Origin of the sequence: Paenibacillus gorillae (genome assembly GCF_000513275.1) — a bacterium.
In the GTDB taxonomy this organism is placed as follows: domain Bacteria; phylum Bacillota; class Bacilli; order Paenibacillales; family Paenibacillaceae; genus Pristimantibacillus; species Pristimantibacillus gorillae.
Genome location: NZ_CBVJ010000097.1, coordinates 51,479 through 76,673, shown reverse-complemented (window position 1 = coordinate 76,673; position 25,195 = coordinate 51,479). Strand labels below are relative to the sequence as shown.

At 48.2% G+C, this 25,195-nt stretch carries 20 protein-coding genes; 13 read left to right on the top strand and 7 right to left on the bottom strand.

Translation table 11 applies throughout. From position 1 onward, the window contains the following. Positions 1-407 precede the first annotated feature (407 nt). From TY10_RS18020 to TY10_RS18010, 3 genes are all read right to left on the bottom strand, one after another. On the bottom strand, positions 408-1,640 hold the full coding sequence (locus tag TY10_RS18020; protein ID WP_042166393.1) for an MFS transporter: 1,233 nt from the start codon (positions 1,638-1,640) through the stop codon (positions 408-410). Between the two features lie 168 nt (positions 1,641-1,808). Further along, complete coding sequence (locus tag TY10_RS18015; RefSeq protein ID WP_042166391.1) at positions 1,809-2,411, bottom strand: TetR/AcrR family transcriptional regulator; 603 nt, start codon at positions 2,409-2,411, stop codon at positions 1,809-1,811. Positions 2,412-2,578: 167 nt separating this feature from the next. Continuing rightward, positions 2,579-3,004, bottom strand: coding sequence for a MarR family winged helix-turn-helix transcriptional regulator (locus TY10_RS18010; protein WP_042166387.1), 426 nt, complete (start codon positions 3,002-3,004; stop codon positions 2,579-2,581). A gap of 132 nt (positions 3,005-3,136) precedes the next feature. On the opposite strand from TY10_RS18010, the gene TY10_RS18005 reads away from it, so the two are divergent. The 8 genes from TY10_RS18005 (at position 3,137) to TY10_RS17970 (ending at position 16,309) form a co-directional block, all read left to right on the top strand. Then, positions 3,137-4,606 (top strand): MFS transporter, encoded by a 1,470-nt coding sequence (locus tag TY10_RS18005; protein ID WP_238327762.1) that lies wholly within the window; start codon positions 3,137-3,139, stop codon positions 4,604-4,606. Between the two features lie 812 nt (positions 4,607-5,418). Continuing rightward, positions 5,419-6,981 (top strand): response regulator transcription factor, encoded by a 1,563-nt coding sequence (locus TY10_RS18000; protein ID WP_042166382.1) that lies wholly within the window; start codon positions 5,419-5,421, stop codon positions 6,979-6,981. Positions 6,982-6,988: 7 nt separating this feature from the next. Beyond that, complete coding sequence (locus TY10_RS17995; RefSeq protein ID WP_042166380.1) at positions 6,989-8,761, top strand: cache domain-containing sensor histidine kinase; 1,773 nt, start codon at positions 6,989-6,991, stop codon at positions 8,759-8,761. 181 nt (positions 8,762-8,942) lie between these two features. After that, on the top strand, positions 8,943-10,235 hold the full coding sequence (locus TY10_RS17990; protein ID WP_042166378.1) for an ABC transporter substrate-binding protein: 1,293 nt from the start codon (positions 8,943-8,945) through the stop codon (positions 10,233-10,235). A gap of 185 nt (positions 10,236-10,420) precedes the next feature. Further along, positions 10,421-11,296, top strand: a complete 876-nt coding sequence (locus TY10_RS17985; protein ID WP_042166457.1) for a carbohydrate ABC transporter permease — start codon at positions 10,421-10,423, stop codon at positions 11,294-11,296. Next, positions 11,289-12,113, top strand: coding sequence for a carbohydrate ABC transporter permease (locus tag TY10_RS17980; RefSeq protein ID WP_042166376.1), 825 nt, complete (start codon positions 11,289-11,291; stop codon positions 12,111-12,113). The genes TY10_RS17985 and TY10_RS17980 overlap by 8 nt, the downstream gene beginning before the upstream one ends. A gap of 46 nt (positions 12,114-12,159) precedes the next feature. After that, on the top strand, positions 12,160-15,264 hold the full coding sequence (gene lacZ / locus TY10_RS17975) for a beta-galactosidase, LacZ type (RefSeq protein ID WP_042166372.1): 3,105 nt from the start codon (positions 12,160-12,162) through the stop codon (positions 15,262-15,264). 139 nt (positions 15,265-15,403) lie between these two features. Continuing rightward, entirely contained in the window at positions 15,404-16,309 is a 906-nt protein-coding gene (locus TY10_RS17970; protein WP_042166370.1) for a hypothetical protein, read from the top strand. A gap of 268 nt (positions 16,310-16,577) precedes the next feature. On the opposite strand, the gene TY10_RS17965 is transcribed toward TY10_RS17970, so the two are convergent. Beyond that, a complete protein-coding gene (locus TY10_RS17965) occupies positions 16,578-17,063 on the bottom strand; it encodes a hypothetical protein (protein WP_155985938.1) in 486 nt (161 codons plus the stop codon). A gap of 436 nt (positions 17,064-17,499) precedes the next feature. After that, positions 17,500-17,874 carry a hypothetical protein gene (locus tag TY10_RS17955; protein ID WP_042166364.1) on the bottom strand — a complete coding sequence of 125 codons (375 nt, stop codon included), beginning with the start codon at positions 17,872-17,874 and terminating at the stop codon, positions 17,500-17,502. A 248-nt stretch (positions 17,875-18,122) separates the two neighbouring features. Between TY10_RS17955 and TY10_RS17950 the strand changes: the two genes are divergently transcribed. From TY10_RS17950 to TY10_RS17935, 4 genes are all read left to right on the top strand, one after another. Continuing rightward, positions 18,123-19,055: a permease gene (locus TY10_RS17950; protein WP_042166362.1), complete on the top strand. Its 933-nt coding sequence runs from the start codon at positions 18,123-18,125 to the stop codon at positions 19,053-19,055. Then, the gene (locus TY10_RS17945; RefSeq protein ID WP_042166359.1) at positions 19,052-20,143 is read left to right on the top strand and encodes a TIGR03943 family putative permease subunit; all 1,092 of its coding nucleotides are present in this window, start codon (positions 19,052-19,054) and stop codon (positions 20,141-20,143) included. The genes TY10_RS17950 and TY10_RS17945 overlap by 4 nt, the downstream gene beginning before the upstream one ends. A gap of 80 nt (positions 20,144-20,223) precedes the next feature. Continuing rightward, positions 20,224-21,102, top strand: coding sequence for an ROK family protein (locus tag TY10_RS17940; RefSeq protein ID WP_042166357.1), 879 nt, complete (start codon positions 20,224-20,226; stop codon positions 21,100-21,102). Positions 21,103-21,693: 591 nt separating this feature from the next. Then, entirely contained in the window at positions 21,694-22,779 is a 1,086-nt protein-coding gene (locus TY10_RS17935; protein WP_042166355.1) for an LLM class flavin-dependent oxidoreductase, read from the top strand. On the opposite strand, the gene TY10_RS17930 is transcribed toward TY10_RS17935, so the two are convergent. Further along, the gene (locus TY10_RS17930) at positions 22,776-23,984 is read right to left on the bottom strand and encodes an MFS transporter (protein ID WP_042166354.1); all 1,209 of its coding nucleotides are present in this window, start codon (positions 23,982-23,984) and stop codon (positions 22,776-22,778) included. The genes TY10_RS17935 and TY10_RS17930 overlap by 4 nt on opposite strands. A gap of 77 nt (positions 23,985-24,061) precedes the next feature. Continuing rightward, on the bottom strand, positions 24,062-24,343 hold the full coding sequence (locus tag TY10_RS17925; protein WP_042166351.1) for an ArsR/SmtB family transcription factor: 282 nt from the start codon (positions 24,341-24,343) through the stop codon (positions 24,062-24,064). A 192-nt stretch (positions 24,344-24,535) separates the two neighbouring features. On the opposite strand from TY10_RS17925, the gene TY10_RS17920 reads away from it, so the two are divergent. Beyond that, a complete protein-coding gene (locus TY10_RS17920; RefSeq protein ID WP_042166349.1) occupies positions 24,536-25,171 on the top strand; it encodes a hypothetical protein in 636 nt (211 codons plus the stop codon). Positions 25,172-25,195: the final 24 nt, after the last annotated feature.

Sequence of the window (25,195 nt, the reverse complement as noted above, 5' to 3'; positions counted from 1 at the left end):
AGATAAGCACGAGGGTAAAGAGTATGAATTTGCTCATCAAAATGTAAAAGTACATGTTGTCAGCCGCTTTTTCGGCGAGTTCTAGCATCAAAATGCAAAAGTGCAGGCTGATTGGGCTAAAAAGCCTCGATAAGGTGAAATTGCTTGATTTCAACTGCACTTTTACATTTTGATAGCTGTTTTGCGGCTTTTTGGGCTTATCAAACTGCACTTTTGCATTTTGAAGTGGAGTTCATTGGGCTAATGAGAGGATTAATTGTGGACGAAGGTGTGGCAGCGGCCGGATAAGAGGTTCACTAGACGTTCGAAGTAATTACAGTACTAACTGTCGCAATCATGAGTGGACGAATACAACAAAAATGGCGGTACCGGGTGGATAACTTCCCTGGCACCGCCATTTATTCGTATTAATTCATCGTTTTGGTCTGGCGGCCTTTGCCAGCTCTAAGCGACAAGAAGAAGCAAAGAACAAGAATGATTGCAGCTGAAATGTACGGGAAGTTCAAATTCACGTCGAACAGGAGACCTGCGACGATTGGTCCCGCGATATTGCCAAGACTGGTGAAGGCCGAGTTCAGGCCTGCTACATAGCCTTGCTGCTCCTGTGCCATCTTGGACATTTGGGTGCCGATAGCAGGACGTAAAATATCGATAGACAAGAAGACGATGAACGTTACAGCTACGATCAGCAGGTAAGTGTGGACGAACAACGTCAACAGAATGAATACCCCTGCCATGAGCAGACAGAAGGAGATGACGGCCTTTTCGCCAAAGCGGTTCAATATCCGTCCAAACACAGTCGCTTGGACAACAGCTCCAGCAATGGAGCCGAACGTAATGATAAAGGCGATGTCTTTTGGCGTAAAAGCGAATTTATGATCGACAAAAAGACCGAAGATCGTTTCATAGTTCGCCAGACCAAAGGACATGACGAAGACGATAATGAGACTTAAAAAATAGGGCTCGCGGTAAGAGTTGGCCAATTGGGACAACAATCCCGGCTGTTTGACTGCTGCCCGAGCCGGTGTTTGATTCTGATTCGCGGCCTCCGGGCTGCTATTTTTCTTTGCTTTCGAGGCCAGTGATTCCGGCAAAACGAGAATTGTAATGATTGCCGAGAACACGCCAGCTCCAGCTGCAGCGTAGAAAGGCACGCGCATGCCGAATTCAGCCAGATAGCCGCCGATGCCGGGACCGATAATGAAGCCCGTCGTAATGGCAGCATTGATGAAGCCCATACCGGTTGCCCGTTCTTCAACAGTTGTCATATCTGCGGCGTAGGCCATAACGGAAGGCATAATGAGTGCTGCGCCGACACCGCCAAGCATCCTGGAGACGAATAGCAGCCAAGGTGAGCTGACAGCGCCGAATAGCCATTCAGATAACGCGAACACAAGCATGCCCGCGACGATCAATTTTTTACGTCCCAGCGTATCGGACAATCTTCCCGCAAGAGGGGAGAACAGCAGTTGCGTTACGGAAAAGGCAGCGACAAGCAGGCCGACAAGACTGCCGCTAATGTGAAGCTCGGTCATATAGGTCGGCATGATCGGAATCACGAGCCCGACACCGGTAAAGACGAGAAAGATATTGAGCATGAGGAGCAGAATGGCTCCCCGGTTTTTCAACAATAAAGACATGGATGTAAGCCTCCAAATTTCTACATAAGATGTACGGGACTGCAAGCTTTTGGAGGGTATAAACCCTCATACGGTGCAGAAATAATTCATAAGCAAATATCTAACAATACTGAACGTTCGTTTTGTAAAAATACTGTAAAAAAAGAACCGTTTAATGGGCTAAATTTTTTAAACGGTGGGTTTTACGATACCGACCAGCAGCATCTCAATTGCTGTTCTGTAAATGGCGATAGCATCATCGGACTTCTTTTTACGCAGCATTTGTCCAAGACCGAGAATGAGGCCCTCCAGCACAACAGCAAGCTTTTCTACGTCGATGTCTCTAAATTCACCGCTGTCGATGCCTTGCTGCAGGAGCTTCTGATTGAATTTAAGATGTCCGGAGACGAGTTCGTCGATTCGTTCCTCTACATCATTCGCTTTCTCCTCATTGTTGTTGAAAAACTCATCCGCCGCTTTAGTAAGCGGGTGATTCAAGTCTTCCAAAACAAGCTGCTCCGCAAAACCATAGAGCTTTTCGACAGTTGTGCTGTATTTCGATTCACGCTGCAGCCAGCTTTGCTCCCAATCCCGTTCCCACTCATCCAGCAGATAGAGGAAGAGGCCTTCCTTGCTCTTGAAGTGGTAATAAATATTGCCTTTGCTGCTGCCCGTCGCCTCTACGATATCTTCAATTGAGGTTGCTTTATAGCCTTTATTGACAAACAATGCCCGCGCGGCGTCCGCCACCCGTTTTTTCGTCTGCTCGCTTTGCAATTGTTTTTTGTTCATCTGACAGCACTCCGATTCAAAAATCGCTTGAGTTATAATAATACTGAACGTTCGTTCTATATTTTATCAAAGGAAAGATCAAGATGCAACCCCGCAGTCCCCTAAATTAATTGCCTCGTATTAGACGGGAGCCTGCTGTTTAAGCTATTTGTGCGGGGAGGATAGCGTTAATCTTCAGCTAATTGGCGACTCACCTTTTGCAGCAGGAGCATAAGTTGTTCCTCTTCGTCTGAAGATAGGTTGGAAGCTAAATTTTCATTCGTTTGCTGTAATATCTTTTTTAAAGTGGGATGAAATTGTTCGGCTTTCAGTGTCGGATACAGCAGGTGCGAGCGTCTGTCGTTAGGGTCGGGACGCCGTTCAATATAGCCGGATTGCTCCAATTGCTTGACGGATCTCGCTGTAGTCGCTTTATCGAATTTCAATTGCTGGGTGAGCTGGTCCTGCGTCACTCCGGGCGATATAAGAATCGTCTTGAGAAAACTGTGCTGTCCGCCGCTGCCGATGCCGTAAGGGGACAAAGCCTTGGTCAAAATTTTTGAGTTTTGCCGATGAACATAGGAGATGAGCTTGCCGAGCGGCTCTTTTTTCATAATGGAGCCTCCTTTTTTATTATCGTATCGTAAAGTTGTTGCGCATGCAACTAAAATGGCTTACACTGAAGTTGGCGATTTAGTTGCGCGCGCAACTAAGCTGAGACTGGAATGCTGGAAAGGAGGATTTTCTTGAATACTAATGTAAGTACGTATCAGGAAGATCAGGAGATCCAGGGCAGACGCTGGATTATACTTATCGTGATGAACCTGTTTACTTTTATGGCAACGCTTGATGGGAGTATCGTCAACATTGCATTGCCTGTTTTGTCCAAGGAGCTAGGGTTGCCGATTGCTCAGATCGAATGGGTTACGACGGCGTATTTGATGGCAATATGCGCAGCCATTCTGTTTTTTGGCAAGTTGGGCGATATGGTCGGGAAGATTCGGATTTTCAAAATCGGTACTGTTATTTTTATTATTGGATCACTATTATGCGGCTTTAGCGCGTCTTTGCCGTTTCTTATCGCTTCCAGAGTCGTGCAGGCGGTGGGCGCTTCCATGACAATGGCGAACAGCCAAGGAATCGTTACTGATATTTTTCCTGCAAAAGAGAGAGGAAAGGCGCTTGGACTCATCGGCACCTTCGTATCGCTGGGCAGCATTGCAGGACCAAGTCTGGGCGGTATTATCGTATCGACGCTGGGCTGGGAATATATTTTCTGGGTTAATGTGCCGATTGGCGTGATCGCAATTATTATGGGCTGGAAGCTGCTGCCTCGTGATCTCATTAAAGTTAAGGCCAGAATTGACGTGCCAGGCAGTGCGTTGTTTGCAGTATTTATTGTAGCTTTATTCGCTGGGCTGCTGATCGGACAGCAGACTGGCTATGCCAATGCTGGAATTATCCTTTCGCTAATCGTTGCGGTGGTGGCGTTCATCTGGTTTTTAATTGTAGAAAGAAAGCGGCAAGACCCGCTTATCCAACTATCGCTGTTCCGGAATCCGTTGTTCTCTGTAAGCATTCTTTGCGGTTTTCTCGTATTTACGGCTAACTTTACCTTTAACATTATTGCTCCCTTTTACGCCCAAAACATGCTCGGCTTATCGCCGTTTGACGCCGGATTCCTGCTTATGCTTTTGCCAATTTGCATGGTAATCGTTGCGCCGCTCAGCGGGGCATTGTCGGATAAAATCGGGTCAGAGCTGCTGACCTTTGCTGGACTGATTGTAATGGTTATCGCACAATTTGGTTTTGCGATGCTGCATGAAGGCAGCTCGGTTCCAATTGTCGGCCTGTGGATCGCGATGCTTGGAATCGGCGGCGGCCTGTTCCAGTCGCCGAACAATTCGCTCATTATGTCGCAGGTTGCACGTACACAATTGGGTTCAGCCGGCAGCGTCAATTCACTCGTGCGCAATGTAGGGATGGTCGTCGGTATTACGCTGGCTACGACCATTCTATTTCATGTAATGAGCAATAAGGCGGGTCACCGGGTAACCGGCTTGATTCCGGGCAGGGATGATATTTTCCTTGCCGGCATGCATGTCGCGTTTACAACATCTGCGTGCATCTGCTTGGCGGCGGCATTGCTGACAGGCTGGCGGATGTATCAGGCGAAGGCAATAAAGCGCCGCTCGGGTTCGGAAGCGAAGGCTTGATAGGATCTAGAGCTACATTATAATGAAGACTGGTTAGCTGTTAGCTGAAGGGCAAGAGTGAACTACATTTAATATGCAGCAGGGGAGAGACGATTGCGTCTCTCTTTTTTTGCGTAGTTGGAGATGTGGAGAGAGGGCTCAAACGAAGTTCGTTATAGAATGAAGAATGAAGAATGAAGAATGAAGAATGAAGAATGAAGAATGAAGAGTGGAGAGTGAAGAGTGGAGAGTGAAGAGTGGAGAGTGAAGAGTGAAGAGTGAAGAGTGGAAAGTTAAGCTGTGCAATGGACCGAAGGGTTTCGGCTGAGGAGGTTAGCGAAGCTGATTCGCAATATAACGAAGCGAAATTCGTTATCGGATGAGTTCTGTAGTTCGATATATAGAATAGCGAAGCATTTTTCGCTGTTGGTGAACCTAGGTTCACGAGTAACGAAGTTTAGTTCGCTGTAGGCGGGCGGCCTCATCGGCAACTTTCGAATAACGAAGTTAGATTCGAAAAATAGCGAATCAGGTTCGTTCGCGCATGGGCAGTGGTCGGCCGTTAATATAGCGAAGCGTTATCAGACGAGGCCAAAGGTTCGATATATAGAATAGCGAAGCAATTTTCGCTGTTGGTGAACTAAGGTTCACGAGTAACGAAGTTTAGTTCGCTGTAGGCGGGGGATAACCCATCAACACACCCGATCAGCCACGAAACGACACCATTCGACAAAACGATTATTTTCGCGGCGATTTTTCGGTTATAATGTAGTTTAAGTTTGGGTTTATGGCCCGCTTTTGATATATAGTTTGGTTGAGCAGGAGGTGCCGGTATGGCATTCACATATTGCAAGGTATTAATTGTAGATGATGAGGCGCTGATTAGACAGGGAATCAAGCACTTTATGAATTGGGAGCAGGAGGGCTTTCAGATCGTCGGAGAAGCGTCGAACGGGAAAGAGGCGCTCGAGATGATTGCCCAGCTGCAGCCGCATATTGTACTGACGGATATTGTCATGCCGGTGATGGATGGCGAAGAGCTGACCCGGCAGATCAAGCTGCACTATCCCGAAATTGAAATTATCGTACTCAGCAGCTTTGGGGAATTCGATTATGTGCGTTCGACATTCCAAAGCGGCGTGAGAGATTATATATTAAAGCCGAAGCTGGATATCGCCCATTTGTTGAATGTCTTGAAAGAGACGGCGGGCAAAATCCCTTCCCTTCGCACGCAGCAATCGGCAGGCGACGCGAAGGTTTCGGTCAAGCTGCTATTGGAAAAGCTCCTATCCGGATTCGAAGCCGAATACGATGAGCAGGAGCTCGCCGCCGAGTTTCCTTACCGCTGCTATTGTCTTATTGGGGTTGATCTCAGGGGACGCAACCGGACGAAGCATCAGATCATCGGCCTGACGAAAAGCTTGCAGGATGAGCTCGATGCCCGGACAGCGGCGGCTGAGGTTGTCTATCGCATACTTCCGACCGATCTGCCGATGATCGTCTTTCTATTAAATATGGACCACAATGGTCTCGCTTCTCTTCCAAGCTGGGCGAGGGCGATGACGAGCGTCCTTGTGGAGCATCATACGGATACGGCTATCGTAGTGGGCGAGCCCTTCATGGATATTGCCGAGCTGGGCAATATCTATAAGCAAAGCTTGCTCAAGCTGATGGACTATCATTTTTATTTTCCCGGCAAGCGTCTGCTGGTCTACAATAACCTGCCGGAAACGCCGCAAGGCATAGAGCCGTTTAATCTGAATCAGTTCACGGAGGAATTCAAGCGGGAGCACTTTGATGCGGCTTTTAACTATTTGAAGGAGCATGTCCAAGCCATTACAACGAACTACATGACCGATGTGTTTGAGTTCAAATCATTCCTCGGTAATTTGATTTTTAATATAACGGTGCTCTTAGGCAATATGGATTACAACATCCAACAGCTGGAGGGTAAAAAGTACTTCTATTTCAAAGCGGTTGAGGACGCCCGTCATGCGGATGAGGCGGCTGAGGTGCTGAACGCCTTCATTGAAGAGGCCAAGCAGTGCATTCTGGACCGGGTTGAGCAGAGCGGCAATGTCAATATGAGAAGGCTGCTGGATTATATCGATGATCATTATGCGGAGCCGCTTAATTTGACGGAGATGGCCAAGCATTTTCATTTTAACCCGTCTTACTTGTCCAGCTATTTCTCCACGCATCATAGCGAGGGCTTTATCGATTATTTGCATCGCGTTCGCACGAACAAAGCCTCGGAGCTGCTGCGGGCAGGCTCAGCCCCGATTTCGGAGATCAGCGGCTTAGTAGGCTACTCGGATCATAGCTATTTTTGCAAAGTGTTCAAGAAGCATACCGGCCTGTCCCCAAGCCGTTATCGCCAACAATATACGAGATAGGTGAGTTATGAGACGACTATTGGATCGTTTTAAGTACAACGGGCTGTTTGTGAAAATGTTCATTATTATGGTTGCCAGCATCGTCGCCGTATCCATTCTGGTGACATGGACGACGATCAATGTGTCGGAACGGGTGTTTATGGAGACGTTCAGCATAACGAACTCGAAGGTTATCGAGCAAATTAACAGCCGGATTGATTCCTTCAACTATTCCATCGTGCTTACTACGAATAAAATCGCCCAAAGCGGTACCATTCGTCAGTTTCTAACGGAGGATGGCGGAACTTCTAGTGAAATGAACCAAGCCTTCTATAGAATGGGGCAGCAAATGAACCGGATTAAGTCCGGGATGGACGTCTATGAGGTAGGCATTACGGTAACGGGAATTAACGGCAGAAGCTATGCAACGGTAGATCGTACCTATTGGCCGGTTCCTGACAAGGAGCTTAAGAATCATCCGATTACGAAAAAAGCGCTAGAGCAGCCAACGAAGCTCATGTATTTTTACGATGATGCCAAGCGTTCGGGCAAGCCTTTTATGGAGCCTACAATTATTGCCGCTAAGACACTGCTCGACCGTTCCGGGCAAGCGTACGGCATCGTTTATTTCGCAATTAGAGAGCGGGATTTCTCTCAATTCTATGATGTCAACACGAGCCAAGCGAGCGATGCGATCGTATTGGACAAAGACGGGCTGATCATTTCCTCGAACCGCAAGGAATGGATTGGTGAATCGTCGAAGGAGCTGCTGACGGATGTGGAGCAGATTGAGGAGCGGTCACTTGATTACAAGAACTCCCATCTCATGGGCAAAGAACAAATTGTACTATCTGAATATTTAGCCCCATTAGATCTTTATATGGTTAATTTGATCGATAAAAATGCGGCAATCGGCCAGTTGACCGATACGAAGAGGATTCTGCTCATCGTGATGGCGATTGTGGCGGTTGCCGTTATTATTGTGTTTATCATTTCCAGAAGGCTGACGAAATCGCTAACCCGCCTTGTGAAGCAGATTTCGAACATATCCAAGTATGAATTCGACCGTCACGTCACGATCGGCGGCAGCTATGAAACGAAGCAGCTCGGCATTGCTTTTAATGCGATGATCGATGAGCTTAATGAATATGTGGGCGAACTGGTGGAGACGCAGAAGCAGCGGCGCAATGCCGAGCTTGAAGCGCTTCAACAGCAGATTAACCCCCATTTTCTGTACAATACGCTGGCCTCGGTTAAGTTTATGGTTCAGCAGGGCAGCAAGGACAAGGCAGCAGAGACGATCAACGCGCTCATCTCGCTGCTTCATAACGCCATCGGCAACATTAGCGAGACGATTACAGTCAGCCAGGAACTGGACAATATGAAAAACTACGTGTTTATTAACCAGATCCGTTATGGTGAACGGATTCGGGTTAGTTATTTTATCGCGCCGGATTGTTTGGACTTCCACGTTCCAAAGCTGATGATTCAGCCTTTTATTGAAAATGCCTTTTTCCATGCGTTTAATATTAAGCCGGAGGGCCATATCTACATCATGATCGGTCAGGATGGTGATGCGCTCATGTGCGAAGTTGTAGATAACGGGGATGGTATGGAATTATCGAGGGGAAGCAAATTGCCAAATTCATCAAGCAAACGGCAGCTATTCAGCGGAATCGGCGTGCGAAACGTAAATGATCGGATTAAACTGCTTTACGGGGAAAGCTATGGAGTGACGATCTCCAGTGAATTGGGAGAAGGAACCAGAATAAAAATCCGAATTCCGCTCCTGAAAATCTAATAATTATTCAAATTTATATAAATCGTCCAAATCGAATGCAATTGACCAAATCAAGTCATAATAATTGAACAACTCGTTGTAAAGATCGTTCTAACGAGAGAGAAACGCGGGATGATAAACTGAAAAAGTAAGTGAGGAAACGCTTACAGAAATGCAAACAAATAAATACGGAGGTCTTGTAATGAAAAAACTACTCGTATTACTTTTTGCTACCGTACTGGTACTGTCGGCTTGTTCGTCCAAATCGGACAACGGCGGCAACAAAGGCGGTAACGCGGCTGATACAAGCAAGATTACGGTCTGGGCTTGGGATCCAAACTTCAACATCAAAGCTTTGAATCTGGCTAAAGAAGATTATGCAGCAAAAGATTCGAAACTGACCGTTGATATTATTGAGAACGCACAGAACGATATCGTTCAAAAGCTGAACACTGGCATGAGCTCGGGCACAACAAAAGGTCTTCCAAACATCGTATTGATCGAGGATTATCGCGCGCAAAGTTTCCTGCAAGCATATCCGGACATGTTCTACGATCTGAGCAGCTACTTCAAAGCTGAAGACTTCGCTGACTACAAGCTTGGACCTACAAGCGTAGACGGCAAGCACTATGGTCTTCCATTTGACTCCGGCGCAGCAGGCGTGTTCGTACGTACGGACTACCTGAAAGAAGCAGGCTACACGCTTGCAGACATGCAGGACATCACTTGGGAGCAATACATCGAAATCGGTAAAAAAGTTAAAGAGAAAACAGGCAAAAACTGGATTTCCCTTGACCCTACCGACCTTAGCCTTATCCGTATGATGACGCAATCGACGGGTGCATGGTACCTGAAAGAAGACGGTAAAACAGCTAACATCGCTGACAATGCCGCAATGAAAGAAGCGTTTGAGGTTTACCAAAAAATCATGCAGGCTAACATCGTTAAACCGCATGCGGACTGGAGCCAATTGGTAGCTAACTTCAACTCCGGTGATGTTGCTTCTTACCCGACAGGCAACTGGTTCATGCCTTCGATCGCGGCTGAAGCTTCGCAATCCGGCAAATGGGGCGTTGCACCACTGCCAAAACTGTCGAAAACACCTAATTCCGTACACGCAGCAAGCATCGGCGGCAGCTCGTTCTACGTACTGAACGTTCCAGGCAAAGAAAAAGCAGCTGAGTTCCTTGGCGCTACTTTCGGTTCCGATTCTGACCTGTACCAAAAACTGATTACAGAAGTAGGCGCTATCGGCACATACAAACCGGCTGCAGCAGGCGAGGCTTACAAACAGCCAAATGAATTCTTCGGCGGACAAAAAGTAGTTGAAGACTTCGCGAAATGGACTGCTGAGGTACCAAAAGTAAACTTCGGTATGCACACTTACGCAATTGAGGACATCCTCGTTGTTGAAATGCAAAACTTCTTGAACGGCAAAAAGCTGGATCAAGTGTTGAAAGATGCACAAAGCCAAGCAGACGCACAAATTAAATAAAAACAAATAAATCAAAAAAGCAACAGACAATGACCTTGGACACCCGTCCGCCAGCGACGATCTTGTCGATGGCGGACGGCGTGTCCTTAGGTTGTTGCCATAGTTGCAAGAAAAAAAGAAACCATACACTGTTAGACGGAATTAAGGAAGGAGCTGGCGAAGCTGTGAAAGAAGCAAGAGCAGGCATGGGCATCAAAGCAAGAACGAATGCTGTAAGTTGGGCATTTATTGCGCTAGCTGTCGTTATGATTTGTATCTTTTATTTTTATCCGATGATTCAGGCGCTCCTGATGTCGTTTCAATCGGGAACAGGCACTAACCTCTCATATGTTGGGACGGAGAACTACACGCGGCTTTTCAAGGACGCGACCTTTATTGCTGCATTGAAAAATACGTTTATTTATTTAATCGTGCAAGTACCGATCATGATCGTTCTTGCTATGTTTATTTCTGTATTGCTCAACGATAGAAATTTGAAATTCAAGGGCTTCTTCCGGACGGCAATTTTCTTGCCAGCCGTTACATCCCTCGTTGCTTACTCGGTTATCTTCAAATATTTGTTCGGAAATGAAGGGCTTATTAATACGATGCTGCTCAAGCTGCATCTGATTGCTGACCCGATTCTTTGGATCAGCGACCCGTTCTGGGCTAAAATTACGATCATAGTCGCCATTACTTGGCGTTGGACCGGATATAACATGATTTTCTACTTATCGGCTTTGCAAAACATTGACAACTCCATATACGAAGCAGCACGCATTGACGGCGCATCCGCATTTCGGCAATTTACCCAGATTACGATGCCTTTGCTGAGACCGATCATTTTGTTCACGTCCATCACGTCAACAATCGGTACGCTGCAGTTGTTCGACGAGGTTATGAACATTACGAAGGGTGGTCCAGGTAACGCGACCACAACGCTATCGCAATATATTTACAACCTTTCGTTCAAATACACACCTGACTTTGGTTACGCGGCGACTGTCTCCTATGCCGTCGTTATTCTGATCGTTATCTTCTCGTTCCTTCAGTTCAAACTGGCAGGTGATAAAAATGGATAAATTGAAAAAGTTTCTAACTTACTTATTCTTAAGCGTTGCCGCGGTCGTTTCCATCTTCCCATTCTTGTGGATGATCTCCAGCGCTACGAATAAATCAGTTGACGTCACGAAGGGCAAGCTTATGCCCGGCGCTTTCCTGGGTGAAAACCTGAAGAAGGTTCTCGATACGATTGATATCGGACCTGCGCTTTGGAACTCGGCTAAAATCTCGGTTACGACAACGATTATTGCACTGTTGATTGCTTCGCTTGCAGGCTACGGCTTTGAGATTTTCCGCAGCAAGGCGAAGGATCGGATCTTTAGCGTCTTGCTTCTGTCGATGATGATTCCGTTTGCGGCAATCATGGTACCGTTGTACCGGATGTTTGGCGGTATTTCGAAGATTATCCCGGCAATCGGTATCGATACGATGACAGCCGTTATTTTACCGTCAGTGACAACCGCGTTTCTTATTTTCTTCTTCCGGCAAAATACGAAGATGTTTCCGAAGGATATGCTTGAAGCAGGCCGGATTGATGGTCTGAACGAGCTCGGTATTTTCTTCCGCATCTACGTGCCGACGATGAAAACAACATATGCTGCAGCTGCGATCATTACGTTCATGTCCAGCTGGAACAACTATCTGTGGCCGCTCGTCGTGCTGCAATCACCGGAGAAAAGAACGATTCCGCTGCTGATCTCGAACTTGGGTTCCAGCTACGCTCCGGATTACGGCGTAATTATGCTCGTTATTTTAATTGCAACACTGCCTACGGCAATCGTGTTCTTCCTGATGCAGAAGCATTTCGTAGCGGGTATGACAGGCTCCGTAAAATAATGATTTAGTAATAAGAATGTATGCAGATATGAGGGGGCATTTGGGGATGAAAGCAGCAAGCGCCAGCTTGGACTGGCTGAGCGACGCAACGGTATACCGGGTCAACCGGCTCGACGCGCATTCCGATCATCGTTATTACAAGACGATGGATGAAGCGGAACGCAATACGCCGATGACGATGCGCAGTAGTCTGAACGGCAATTGGAAATTCAGCTATGCGACCAATGCCGCCGGCAGGATCGAATCGTTTTACCGCACGGACTATGACTGCAACGGTTGGGATGACATTCAAGTGCCGGGCCACATCCAGCTTCAGGGCTGGGGTGGTCCTCAATATGTAAATACGATGTACCCTTGGGACGGGCTCGACGGCGTTAGGCCGCCGGCCATCCCTGAGGAGTACAATCCGGTCGGCAGCTATGTGAAGCATTTCCGCCTGCCGAAGACGATGACGGGGCAACCCGTTTATATTTCGTTTCAGGGTGTAGAAGCGGCTTTCTATGTATGGCTGAACGGGGAGTTTGTCGGTTACGCCGAGGACAGCTTTACCCCTTCGGAATTTGATCTTACTCCTTTCATTAAGGAAGGCGACAACAAGCTTGCGGTAGAGGTATATCAGCGCAGCACCGGCAGCTGGCTCGAGGATCAGGATTTTTGGCGATTCTCCGGTATTTTCCGCGAGGTGTATTTGTACACGGTTCCTCAGCATCACGTTCGCGATTTGCGGGTGTTGGCTGAATTGGATGATTCCTATACGGCTGGCCGTCTGACGATTGACCTTGAGCTGCTGAAGCAGGGAATCGCAGCCTCGGCAAGCGTGCTCATGGAATTGAAGGATGCGAATGGCGGAGTAGTATTAGCCGAACACGGTCACTTCGATGAACAGGGCAGACATTCGTTTGCTGTGGATGCAGGTAAGGTGAAGGTCTGGAGCGCGGAGCGTCCTTATTTGTATTCAATCTGTCTTTCAGTGATGAATGCGGACGGGGAGCTTGTAGAAGCGATTGTGCAGAAGGCCGGTTTCCGGCGGTTTGAGATGATCGATAAAGTCATGTGTCTCAACGGCAAGCGGATCGTATTTAAGGGCGTTAATCGTCACGAATTCAATAGCCGCCGCGGACGTTCGATTACGAAGGAAGACATGCTGTGGGACATTAAGACGATTAAGCAAAACAACATGAATGCTGTCCGTACATCGCATTATCCGAATCAGACGCTGTGGTACGAGCTGTGCGATGAATATGGCATCTATGTTATTGATGAGATGAACCTTGAATCCCATGGGTCGTGGCAAAAGATGGGCGCTGTCGAGCCGTCGTGGAACATTCCGGGTGACCATCCGGAGTGGGAGGGTGCGGTTATGGACCGTGCCGTGTCGATGCTGGAGCGGGATAAAAACCATCCGTCTATTCTAATCTGGTCCTGCGGCAATGAATCGTATGCGGGCGAAGTAATTCTGAACGTATCGAATTATTTCCGTGAGACGGATCCGGGCCGCCTGGTTCATTATGAAGGCGTATTTCATAATCGTAAGTTCGATGCGACAAGCGATATGGAGAGCCGGATGTACGCCAAGCCTGCAGACATTATTGAGTATCTGGACAGTAATCCGGGCAAGCCGTACATCAGCTGCGAGTATATGCACGCGATGGGCAATTCAATCGGCGGCATGCACAAATATACGGAGCTTGAAGATCAGTACGAGCTTTATCAGGGCGGCTTTATTTGGGACTATATCGACCAGTCGCTGGTGAAAAAGGACCGTTACGGCCGCGAGTTTTTGGCTTACGGCGGCGATTTCGACGATCGTCCAACAGACTACAGCTTCTGCGGCAACGGGATCGTGTTCGCCGATCGCACAGTGACGCCGAAGATGCAGGAAGTGAAGTTTCTTTACCAGAACATCAAGCTGGAGCCTTCGCGGTTTGGGATCAAAGTGAAGAACGGCAATTTATTTGAAAGTACGGAGAAGCTTGCTTTGTCTGTACGGCTGCTGCGCAACGGCCATGAAGTATATTCTTGGCTGGGCGAAGTGAATGTCGAAGCAGGCGAGGAAGCCGTTGTGCCGCTGGAGCTGCAGGACAGCTCGGTTCACGAAGCAGGGGAATATGCCATTCATGCGGCATTCGTGCTGAAGGAAGCTGAATTGTGGGCAGAGGCGGGCCATGAGGTTGCATTCGGCGAAGCCGTGTTCGAGGTTTCGAGCTCTGCTAATGCTTCTGAGGACTCGGCGCTTCAGGCAGGCTCGGTACGGGTTGTTGAGGGGGATGTCAATATTGGCGTCTCGGGAGACGGCTTCTCGATTCTGTTCTCCAAGCAAGCTGGCTCTCTTGTGTCGGTTCGTTACGGCAACCGCGAGATGATCGCGGCTCCGCCTGCTCCGCTGTTCTGGCGGGCATCGACCGACAATGATAAAGGAACGCAGCTCGGCTATGAGGCGGGTGTCTGGTACGCTGCCAGCTTGGCGCGTAGATGCACGAACGTTAAGCTGACGGTGAATGATGAGAGTATTAGCGGGAATACCGCTTCCGGAGCTTATGCAACGGTAGCTTTCGATTATGCATTCAGCATCAGCGATAAGCTGCATTTCCGCGTTGCTTACACGGTATATGCCGATGGCAGCATTCGTGTAAGAAGCAATTATAAAGGCGTGCCAGGCTTACCGAATGTGCCGATCGTGGCCTTGTCGTTCAAGTTGTCCGCAGATTACGAGAACACGGAATGGTACGCGATGGGGCCGGAGGAAAATTACATCGACCGTGCCTTCGGAGCGAGACTGGGCGTGTTCAGCCGCAAGGTCGAGCAATTGCCTTCGCCATACTTGGTACCGCAGGAATCCGGTAATCGTACCGGTGTCCGCCGGTTAGCGATTACGGACAACCGCGGGTTAGGGATTTCATTGACCGCAGCGCCATCCGCGCCAGTGGAGTGCAATGTGTCGCCTTATACCGCCTTCGAGCTGGAAAATGCGGCTCATGCTTGGGAGCTTCCTGCTGTACATTACACGGTAGTTACCGTAGCTGGACGTCAGATGGGCGTAGGCGGCGATGACAGCTGGGGAGCGCCTGTACATGACGAGTATGTCATTCCGTCGGACTGCGAAATGACATTCGAATTTGTATTGTCAGCAGTTGACCGTTCCGCAGAATAATTAGAGGGCTGATGCTCACCGGTTCTAAGCTGGACCGGGGGCATCAGCCTTCTTTGTTTTCTGGCGGGGAGCCCGTTTATTTCATTATGAATCATGCTACAATGGTACATAACGATGATGAGAGAAAGGCGGAGATTAGATGGCTTATCCATTTGCAATCGAACCTGCTGATTATAAAGTATTTGAGAATGAAGGTGCCCAGATCGGCCAATGCAAAGAGTGGGGCTTGCTCTCGGACAAAGCGACGAAGAGCAAAGTCTTTTACTATAAAGGAAATGGCTTGAATGAGGCCGTCTCCATTATTGGTTATGTTGACAAACTGACCGCTGTTATCGAACTAGGGGACGGCACCGTACGGCATTGCATTCATCCTTCGTATTTGAAGGAGATGCAGGCGTCCAACTACAGTGGCGTGAAGGCGGCTGCAGCGGCCGAGGCTGATGCTGGCGAAGACGGGGAGGCCGCAGAATCAAATGAGGCTGCTGAGGCGGCAGCACAGCCCGTGTTCGGCGGTGACAATGGGTATCAAGCAGATACTGAGGGTTCCCAAGCAGGTGAGGCTGATACGGCGGCGGAGTCAGTGAAGGCAGGTGCAACTGCTGCAGGCGCCAGCGAGGAAGCGTCTGTGTCAGTGAAGTCTGACGCTGCAGGTGATGCGGACAAGCCTGCTGCGGAGGAAGGTAAGGTGCAAGCGGCGGCGAAGCCGAAGGCCCCTCCGAAGGCGAAGAAGGAGAAGGCGCCAAAACTGGAGCTGCCGGAGGAGAAGGTCAGATTGTCGGCAACCGTGCAGGAATTCACGACTGTTCCCAACCATTTTTCCGATACGGATGACGAGGTTATCATTTATGAAGCCGTGTCGATTCTGGAGTCTTCGACGGATATCGGTCTGGCCTGGTCGAGCCACAGCGCGACCTTGAAGAAGCTGGAGCTTGAAGTCGGCGACAAGATACAGTTCGATGCAAAAGTCGTAGCCAAGAAACTGACGAAGCATCCCGTCCCTTACAAAATCAACAACCCGGCGAAAATTCAAAAGGTTGAAGAGTAGCAGGGACGGCTGTTCAGTGCTTGGTTGATGCAGGCTTAGTATGTACGCATAAATAAGCAGGTAGACAGACATCCAACCTTGCGTACGTTACAATACATGCGTCCCGCTCACTGGCTGTATGAGGTCATAAAAAGCAATCCCATTCCTTGACGGCACCGGATTGCTTTTTATTTAGGTTCGGTTTGGAGTGTCTGGACAAATGAAGGGGTTATTTTATAATACTGCTTCATGTGACCTTGGGTGTTGTAGGGACAGGCGGCATTGAATTTTAGTATATTCGGTTGCCTTCTTTATCTTGTACCGCAATGGTTATATCGTTTAATGAGTCTTCACTTAGTAAATAGCTCAAATCCTGCTTGGACAGCGGCGGGGAGCGGAGCACGGTAGCATTAGTAACAATTTTCTGTGAGGTTGAATTGCTGTCTACTAATGTGTATCCCTTCATATATCCGGATTCATTGACCCCAAGGATCTCGGCTGTCTTACCCGCATAACGCAGCCCAAATTCTAGTTGGTTGAGCTGCTCAACAGGTAATTCCTTGACTAAGGAGGTAATGTCGTACTGGATACCCTCATAAGGGTGGCCGCCCTCTTCGATGGAAGTTACTCTAGCTTGAATATTTTCTACGCTGAATGATTGAAGGCTGACTTTGCTGTTGATTTTTTTAGTCTTCTCAATCGGTTGAGCAACAGTGCAGCCAGCGAGTAGCGCTGAGGAGATAAATACAATAGCTGCTGCTTTGTGCAAGCGCATGATACACATCCTTTTTATGATAATTATTTGATTGGCATTAACGAAGCAGCTTCGCTTTATAGCGAACTGAACTTCGTTAATGCGGTTATTTCCTATCAAGAGAAGGGCATTAGCGAACCAAATTTCGCTGTTGGAGAACCGAGGTTCATGAGTAACGAAGCTAGGTTCGCTGTTTGAATCGTTCACTGCAGTATGTTGCTAATGAGCGAAACTAGGTTCATTATTTAGCGAACCTGATTCGTTATTGCCCTGATTCCAATGTCTGATTTACATAATTATACATTAACGAAGCGAGTGTAACTACTTTTCCCTTGTAGAGGGCCGGCAGCGTCTCAATGAGCTTTCTCTAAAGCTATCTATTGTCAGTTGCAACTACAGCAAAAAGACCGTCCCAGCTCCTGATCAGGAGTAAGGGCGGTCTTTTTGCGGGCATCTGCTAGTTTTCACCGGGCGATCCGGCTAGCTGCAGCTGGTGGTACTGTCTTTGAATAGCTAGTTGGTTTACTTCCAGCTCATTTAAGTAGGTTTGGATATTGGACTCCAGTTTATGGATGATTTGAAGCTTCATGTCGTGGATTTGGTCTTCTCGGCAATAGGCGGAGCAAGAGAGGAAGCCGTGTGCAAAATGCTTGCTTTCTTCGCATATGGTGTTCAGCTTCTCTTTGTAGAGCCGTTTTACGGCGCCGGTCTCCGGTTTGATCTCATAATACCGATTTGTTTCAATCAACAGTTTCCACTTGCCTATTCTGAAGAGGAGCTCTCCGTTATTCAAATCGCCGGTTACTTTGCAGAATGTCGTTGCCTTCGTCATGTTGTACGCAATCCTCTCGTTCATTCATGCATGTCACACTAATAAATCCACTATGACTAACATGGTGGATATGGAAATTATAGCATAAAATGCGACTTAGAAACTATGAATAATATGTGAAAAATAATTCTTAAGAACTATTTTTATATAGGAGTTATTGCATTGGGAAACAACTGCACTGGCGTATCGTTTAGACATGTTTCATAATAGGGAATGCGCTAGAATGAGAGAGCAAAGTCAACGGAGGCATGACGGTGAAAACGATACTGCAGTTGAACACGATTTTTTTGAGCATGATTATGGAAGCTATTCCGTTCGTGCTGTTAGGTGTCTTGATCTCCGGCTTTATTCAAATTTTTTTAACCGAAAAATGGATCGCCCGCATGATGCCGAAAAACCGGTTTCTGGCGTCCCTGTTCGGATGCGGGATCGGCATTTTTTTCCCGGCCTGCGAGTGCGGAATCGTACCCATTACGAGAAGACTATTGAAAAAAGGGGTGCCGCTGAACGCAGGCATCGGCTTCATGCTGACGGGGCCAATTATTAATCCGGTTGTGTTGTTTGCCACCTATATTGCGTTCGGAAATGATTGGAAAATGGTCGGCATCCGAGCGGGATTGGCTATCGCAGTTGCTTTGGCCGTGTCCATTATTATAGGCTTTCTGTTTCCTGTATTGCCGCTGCGTCTATCCGTTGCGGAGCAGCAGGCTGCGGCCGCACTTGCTGTCTCGGACATGCAGTCTTTAACGGTGGAGCCTTCAAAGCCTCCTTTAAAGCATCAGCTAATGGATGTGCTTAGCCACAGTGTGGAGGAGTTTTTCTCCGTGGGCAAATATCTCGTGCTAGGAGCCTTCATCGCTGCCTGCATGCAGACCTTTATCCCGACCTCGACGCTGCTTCATTTGGGCAGCAGCCCGCTGACGGCTTCCCTGATTATGATCGGACTCGCTTTTACGATGTCCCTATGCTCGGAAGCGGATGCGTTTATCGCTTCATCCTTCCGCAGTACTTTTTCCGTAGGGGCGCTTTCGGCCTTTCTAGTCTATGGTCCGATGATCGATATTAAAAATACGATTATGCTTCTGGCATCCTTTAAAGGGAAATTCGTAGCCGTACTTATTGCTCTGGTGACGCTGTTTACCTTAGCAGGATCATTGTTGGTAGGGAGGTTGTTCGGATGACACGTCTTTATATTTTGATCGGGTTTATTCTCATGTTCGCCTTAATGCATAGCAGCGGCGACTTGAACAAATATATTAATATGAAATATGCCTATCTCTCTATTAGTGCAATTGTTTTGCTCGCTGTGCTCGCCATGGTGGAGTTCCTTCGTATCTATCAAAAGGAAGGAGCGGAAAAGGCGAGGGCTGAGGCTGCTGTCGCTGCCGCTGCTCATGCTAAGGAGCATGCTGACGGGGCAGGGGGCGGGCATAGCGAGGTCGGGGGAAGAACGCATGACCATGAGCATAGCACGGGTCACGTTCATGTGCATGATCATCATACACATGGTCATGGTGATGACGCACATAGCCTTGATTGTCATACACATAGCCAAGGTGATCACATTCATAGTCATGATCATCATGAACATAGCCATAATCATCATCACCATCACGCGGGGGAAGATAGTCATTTTGGCCATTCGCATGAGCCGACCTCCAAGTGGAAGCGGGCTCTCGGTTATTTTATACTGATTGTTCCTATTCTTACGGGTATTTTCCTTCCGGTGCAAACGCTCGATTCCAGCTTTGTGAAGGCGAAGGGGTTCTCTTTTCCAACCTTTGAGGAGGCGGAAAATAATCCCGGACAGCATCAGTTTCTCAAGCCGGATTCCAGTGTGTTTTACGGTAAGGAAGGGTATGAGAACCTGAAGAAGAAGGAGCTGTCCGAGTTTGCAGGCATGCGGCAGATTGAGCTGACTGACAGTAATTATTTGAAGGGTATGGAGGCGCTGTACAACAATCCGGGGCAGTTTATGGGGGCGTCGATTAGCTTTGATGGTTTTGCCTACAAGGGAGAGCAGGTTGACGGTAATCATTTCTTTGTATTTCGCTTCGGCTTCATTCATTGTGTGGCAGATTCCGGTGTGTTCGGCATGCTGGTCGATTTTCCGAAAAACACGGATTTGAAAGATAATGATTGGATTAACGTAACCGGGAAGCTTACTTGGGAGTTCTATCAGCCCTTTAAACAGACTATTCCAGTGCTGCAGGTGACGTCATGGAAGTCAATCGCTGCACCGAAAGATCCTTATGTTTACCGGTTATAATTATTTTTGAGCAATTGGGTTGCAATTCGTCGGCGTCTAGCCGATAGTAGAGTTATTACTATGAAGGAGTTGACTTACAAGTGCGTATTGGAGCGATTGAAGCAGGCGGGACGAAGTTCGTCTGCGGCATCGGCAATGAAGAAGGCGTAATTGAGGATCGCGTGAGCTTTCCGACGGAAAGTCCGGAGAGCACGATGGCAAATGTTATTGCATATTGCGAAGGCAAGGGAGTCGAGGCAATCGGGATTGGCACGTTTGGCCCGATTGATATTGATAAAGCAAGTCCAACTTACGGTCATGTGACGACGACACCAAAGCCGGGCTGGTCGGGCTTTGATTTTCTGGGAACGATGAAACGCAATTTCGATGTTCCTTTCGGCTGGGATACCGACGTGAATGCTGCAGCTTTTGGCGAAGCGACATGGGGTGCTGCTAAAGGGCTCGACAGCTGCGTTTATTATACGGTTGGGACAGGTGTTGGAGTAGGCGTATATAGTGAAGGTAAACTGGTTCACGGTCTTGTTCATCCAGAAGGCGGTCACGTGCTGACACGCCGCCATGCTGATGACGACTATGAAGGCTTCTGTCCTTATCATGGTGATTGCCTGGAAGGGATGGCGGCAGGGCCAGCACTGGAGAAGCGTTGGAAAGTGAAGGGCAGCGAGCTGGCTGTGGATCACCCGGCTTGGGCGCTGGAAGCATACTATCTTGGACAAGCAGTCAGCAACGTGATTCTGATGCTTTCCCCGAAAAAGGTAATTCTCGGCGGCGGCGTTATGCACCAGTTGCAGCTGTTCCCGATGATTCGCGAAGAAGTTCGCAAGCAGCTTAACGGCTATGTAAGCGCCAAAGAGATCGTCAGCGGTCTCGACAGCTTTATCGTGCCTCCGGGCCTTGGCGACAACGCGGGTCTTAGCGGCTCGCTTGCCCTTGGCTTGGCTGCACTTCAAGGCAAATAAGTAATGGAATAAGAGGCGGTGCAGGGACTAACCCTGCACTGCTTTTTTTGGATAGTGGGAAATGCTTCACACCGGCGGCGTTTGATAAGTGCGGGAGAGCAGGCAAGGATAGTGGATGTGGCTGGTTTTGAGCTTAAGACCCTCGCAGGGTCTTAGCGTGCTTGAATTGATTGAATTTTTAGGTGAATAAGACCTCGAGAGAGTCTTAAGGCAGCTGGACACTCCGTGAAAATGCTCTGGAGAGTATGATTTGAGACAGTTAAGACCTTTGAGGGGCTTAAGGTGAAAATGCGTCACTGAAATTAGATAGATAAGACCCTGCGAGGGTCTTATCAGCAGAAGTCACACGCCCTAAATAATCCGCAGCAAGACACAGCAATGAAAAAAAGACCCTGGAGGGTCTTTTTTTCGTTGCTGTGTCAACAAGACAGCGACAACAAGCATCTATATCAATCTAATATAGAATTATTTAATGTGCTATAGAATAGTATTATAATAGGAATTATAAGATTTAGATTGCTCCTGATAATCAGCCGTGCTAGAATAGTTCAAATTAATGGAAAAGCATAAGGAAACGGAGCTGAGGGTCAAATGAAATTCGCATTGTTCAGCATTATGATGAACGTTCCCAACGCAGTAAGCGGGGAGACACTGACTTCACAGCAAAAATTTCAAAATATATTAAAGCAAGCGGCATTGGCAGAGGAGGTTGGCTTTGAAGCATACGGGGTAGGAGAACGGCATGGTGAGCCGTTTTTATCCTCCTCGCCTCCTGTGGTACTGGCCGCAATAGCTGCACGCACCTCCAAAATTCGCTTGCTGACGACAGTAACGGTACTAAGTGTGCTCGACCCGGTAAGGGTCGCAGAAGATTATGCAACGCTGGACCATCTCTCCGAAGGAAGACTGGAGCTGATTATCGGAAAGGGAAATGATCCCCGCCATTATCCGCTCTTTGGTGTTAAGGAGGAGGAGCAGTGGGAATCGCTTGCCGAACGGTACGCCCTTCTCAAGCAGCTGTGGAATGAGGAGAACGTGACTTGGCAAGGGAAATATCGGCCAGCGCTGGATGGTGTAACGACTTATCCGAGGCCTTATCAGGCTTCCATTCCAGTATGGCACGGAAGCGCTTCGAGCACCAATTCCACCGAGCTGGCGGCAAAATATGGCGAGCCGCTGTTCTCATCGAATACGTTCCACCCGCAAGCAAAGTATAAAGCCCTAATTGATCATTATCGGGAACGCCTTGCTTATTACGGACATGATCCGAGTAAAGCCGTTGTCGGCTCAGGAGCAGGAAACCTTTATCTGGCTAACACACGTGAAGAGGCAATCAGCCGCTTCCGGCCATATTATGATGCATTTCAAGGGACGGGAGCGGCACTGCACAACAATTCGCCATTTACCGGCCTTGAAGACAGTATCGAGAACGGACCAACGCTGGTAGGCAGTCCGGATAGTGTTATCGAGAAAATATTGAATTATCATGAAGCGTTTGGCAATCAAGTGCTTAGCATTTCTGTTGACGGATTGACCGAAGCCGAGCAGCGTGAGCAAGTGCAGCGGTTTGCGGACGAGGTTGCTCCAGTGCTGAGGAAGGAAATTCCGAGCAGCGTATGGGAAAATAGTAAGCCGGCCGCATCCGCATCCGCATCCGTTGCGATAGGCGGAAATTAAGCTTCTAGCACTTGTTTCTCCGCTGTCACACTGTTAACTTCACTGCTGTTGGAGCGGGAACGAACGGATCGGCGGTATGCAATGGTCGTAATGATGACGGCGCCAGCAACGCCTACGGCGCCGATCCAGCTTACGGCATGAAGTGATCCTTGCTCAACGACGATGCCGCCGAGCCCAGCGCCAGCAGCCATACCTAGCTGCAGCACGGAGCTGTTTAAGCTAAGCATGATGCCGGTCGCACCTGGAGCCATGCTAATAAGGTTATACTGCTGTGTTGGACCCGAGGACCATGCTGAGAATGCCCAGAGCATCAGCACGGGGAACATAAGAGCTGCGGACTGGCCGGCGGCTGCAAGCAGCAATAGCGCAACAATATGCAGCGACATACCTCCAATAAGCGTCCTAGGGGCTCCCCAGCGATCTGTGCTAAAACCGCCCAGCTTAGAACCGATCAGGCTGGCGATGCCGAAGGCGAACAGGCCAATGCTGACCCCTTGCTCGCTCATCCCGGTAACCTCTAGAAGAAACGGTGAAATATACGTATAAGCGATGGAATAGCCGCCGATCCAGAAAAAGGTGACAATTAAGGCCGCCGTAATACGCGGCTCTTTAAATAGCTTCAGCTGGTTGCGGAGCGGTATCGGCTCCTCGCCCTTCATTTTCGGAATAAAGAAAGCGATAAGAAGCATGGAAAGCAGCCCCAGTACGCCAATTCCCCCGAAAATCATTTTCCAGTCATAGACCGATGCTATGACCCTTCCCAGAGGCACGCCTACAATGAGTGCGGCGCTAAAGCCCATTACGACTGTAGCGATCGCGCTGCCCTGCTTCTCAGGCGGAGCCAGTACTGAGACGACAGTCAATGAAGTTACGACAAATACGCCTGCGCTAAGCGCCAGAATAATTCGCGATAGGATAAGAAATTCAAATCCGGACAATACCGCAGCGATGCCATTGGCTACAGCGAATATAGCTAGCGAGTAGAGGAGAAGCTTCCTTCGTTCCATCCGGGAAGTGAAGGCAATTAGAAAAGGCGTACCGAATGCGTAAGCAATCGAGAATACGGTAATAAGTTGGCCTGCTGCCGATACGGATACTTGAAGATCTGCGGCAACCCGGTCCAGAATACCTGCGATAATAAACTCAGAGGTACCTACAAGAAAGCTGATGACAGCCAGCAAGTAAATTTTCCACACTTGCGACATAAATGAATTGCTCCTCTCTCCACTCCAACCTTATATTTTTATATTTCTAAATATATAGAAATAACAACGAAAAAAAATTACTCCAGCAAATAAGGGGCATATCTCCGCGCCAGCTCGCGGTTTATGCTGTAGTAGATGTAGGTGCCGTCTTTGCGCGTATTAAGGAGCCCGCATTCCGTCAACTGCTTCAAATGATGAGACAGGGTTGAGCCTGCCACCTTTTCGAGCTTGCTCCCGATATCCGAGCAGCACAAATTTTTCTCATCCATAAGCAGAAGAGCGATATTAATCCGGGTAGGTTCTCCTAGTGCTTTGTAAACTTTTACGGCTTGACGTACTTCCTCGCTAGCTGCTCCCATCGTTCCTCACCTTTTTTGCTGCGTCATTATTTCGATAACTGTGGAAATAAAGATAGCACACCTTTTCAGGATTGTAAATGGCATTTTTTCGATTTCTGGTTTCGGATAAATTTGGCTAATTATGAAACCAATATCTTTTTCCAGCGTCTAATCTTAAATATAAAAATGTTGAAAAACGGAAAGGAAGGGAAGATGCGGAAATATGGATTGGTTCTGTTATTGCTAGTCATAGCTGCTTCATGGGGCGGGAACCTTTGGTATTATAAAATGCAAAAGCTGGAGCAGCCGGTTTTTCTGCAGCACTATTATGAGACGTCGGCATCGTTGTTCCAGCATACAAGCCTATACTATGTGATGAATAAGGATGATCGCAGAGAAGTCGCATATTTTGAGCTGCCAAATGGGCAACTGTTACGGGTAGAGCATACACGAACACGCGATGAGCAAGGACGGCTGCAGTTGAAGGAAGCAATCGTCTCACCTGTCATTAAAGAGGAAATGGAGCAGCTGAAAGAGCCGCTAACGATTGATCAGTTGAAGGTGCACTATACAACTGGCAGAGAGAATGAAACGGTATCGATCGGCAAAATCATCGTGTATCCGGATCGCAGAGAGGAGCAGGCTTTGGAGCAGCAGTCGGTTCATGCCTCATCGGACGGGACCGGATCAGCCAGCTATACAACGACTCGAGATCTAACAATTGCAGCTGTCGATTATAGTTTTCCCGAAATGCTCCAGGGGATACTGGACGTAAAAGCGAATGGAATTGATGCTGCTGACACAGCTGCATTTCCGATTCAACTGAAAAAAGAGCAGGCTTTCATGTAACCTACACTTTTAGCCTGCCAAAAA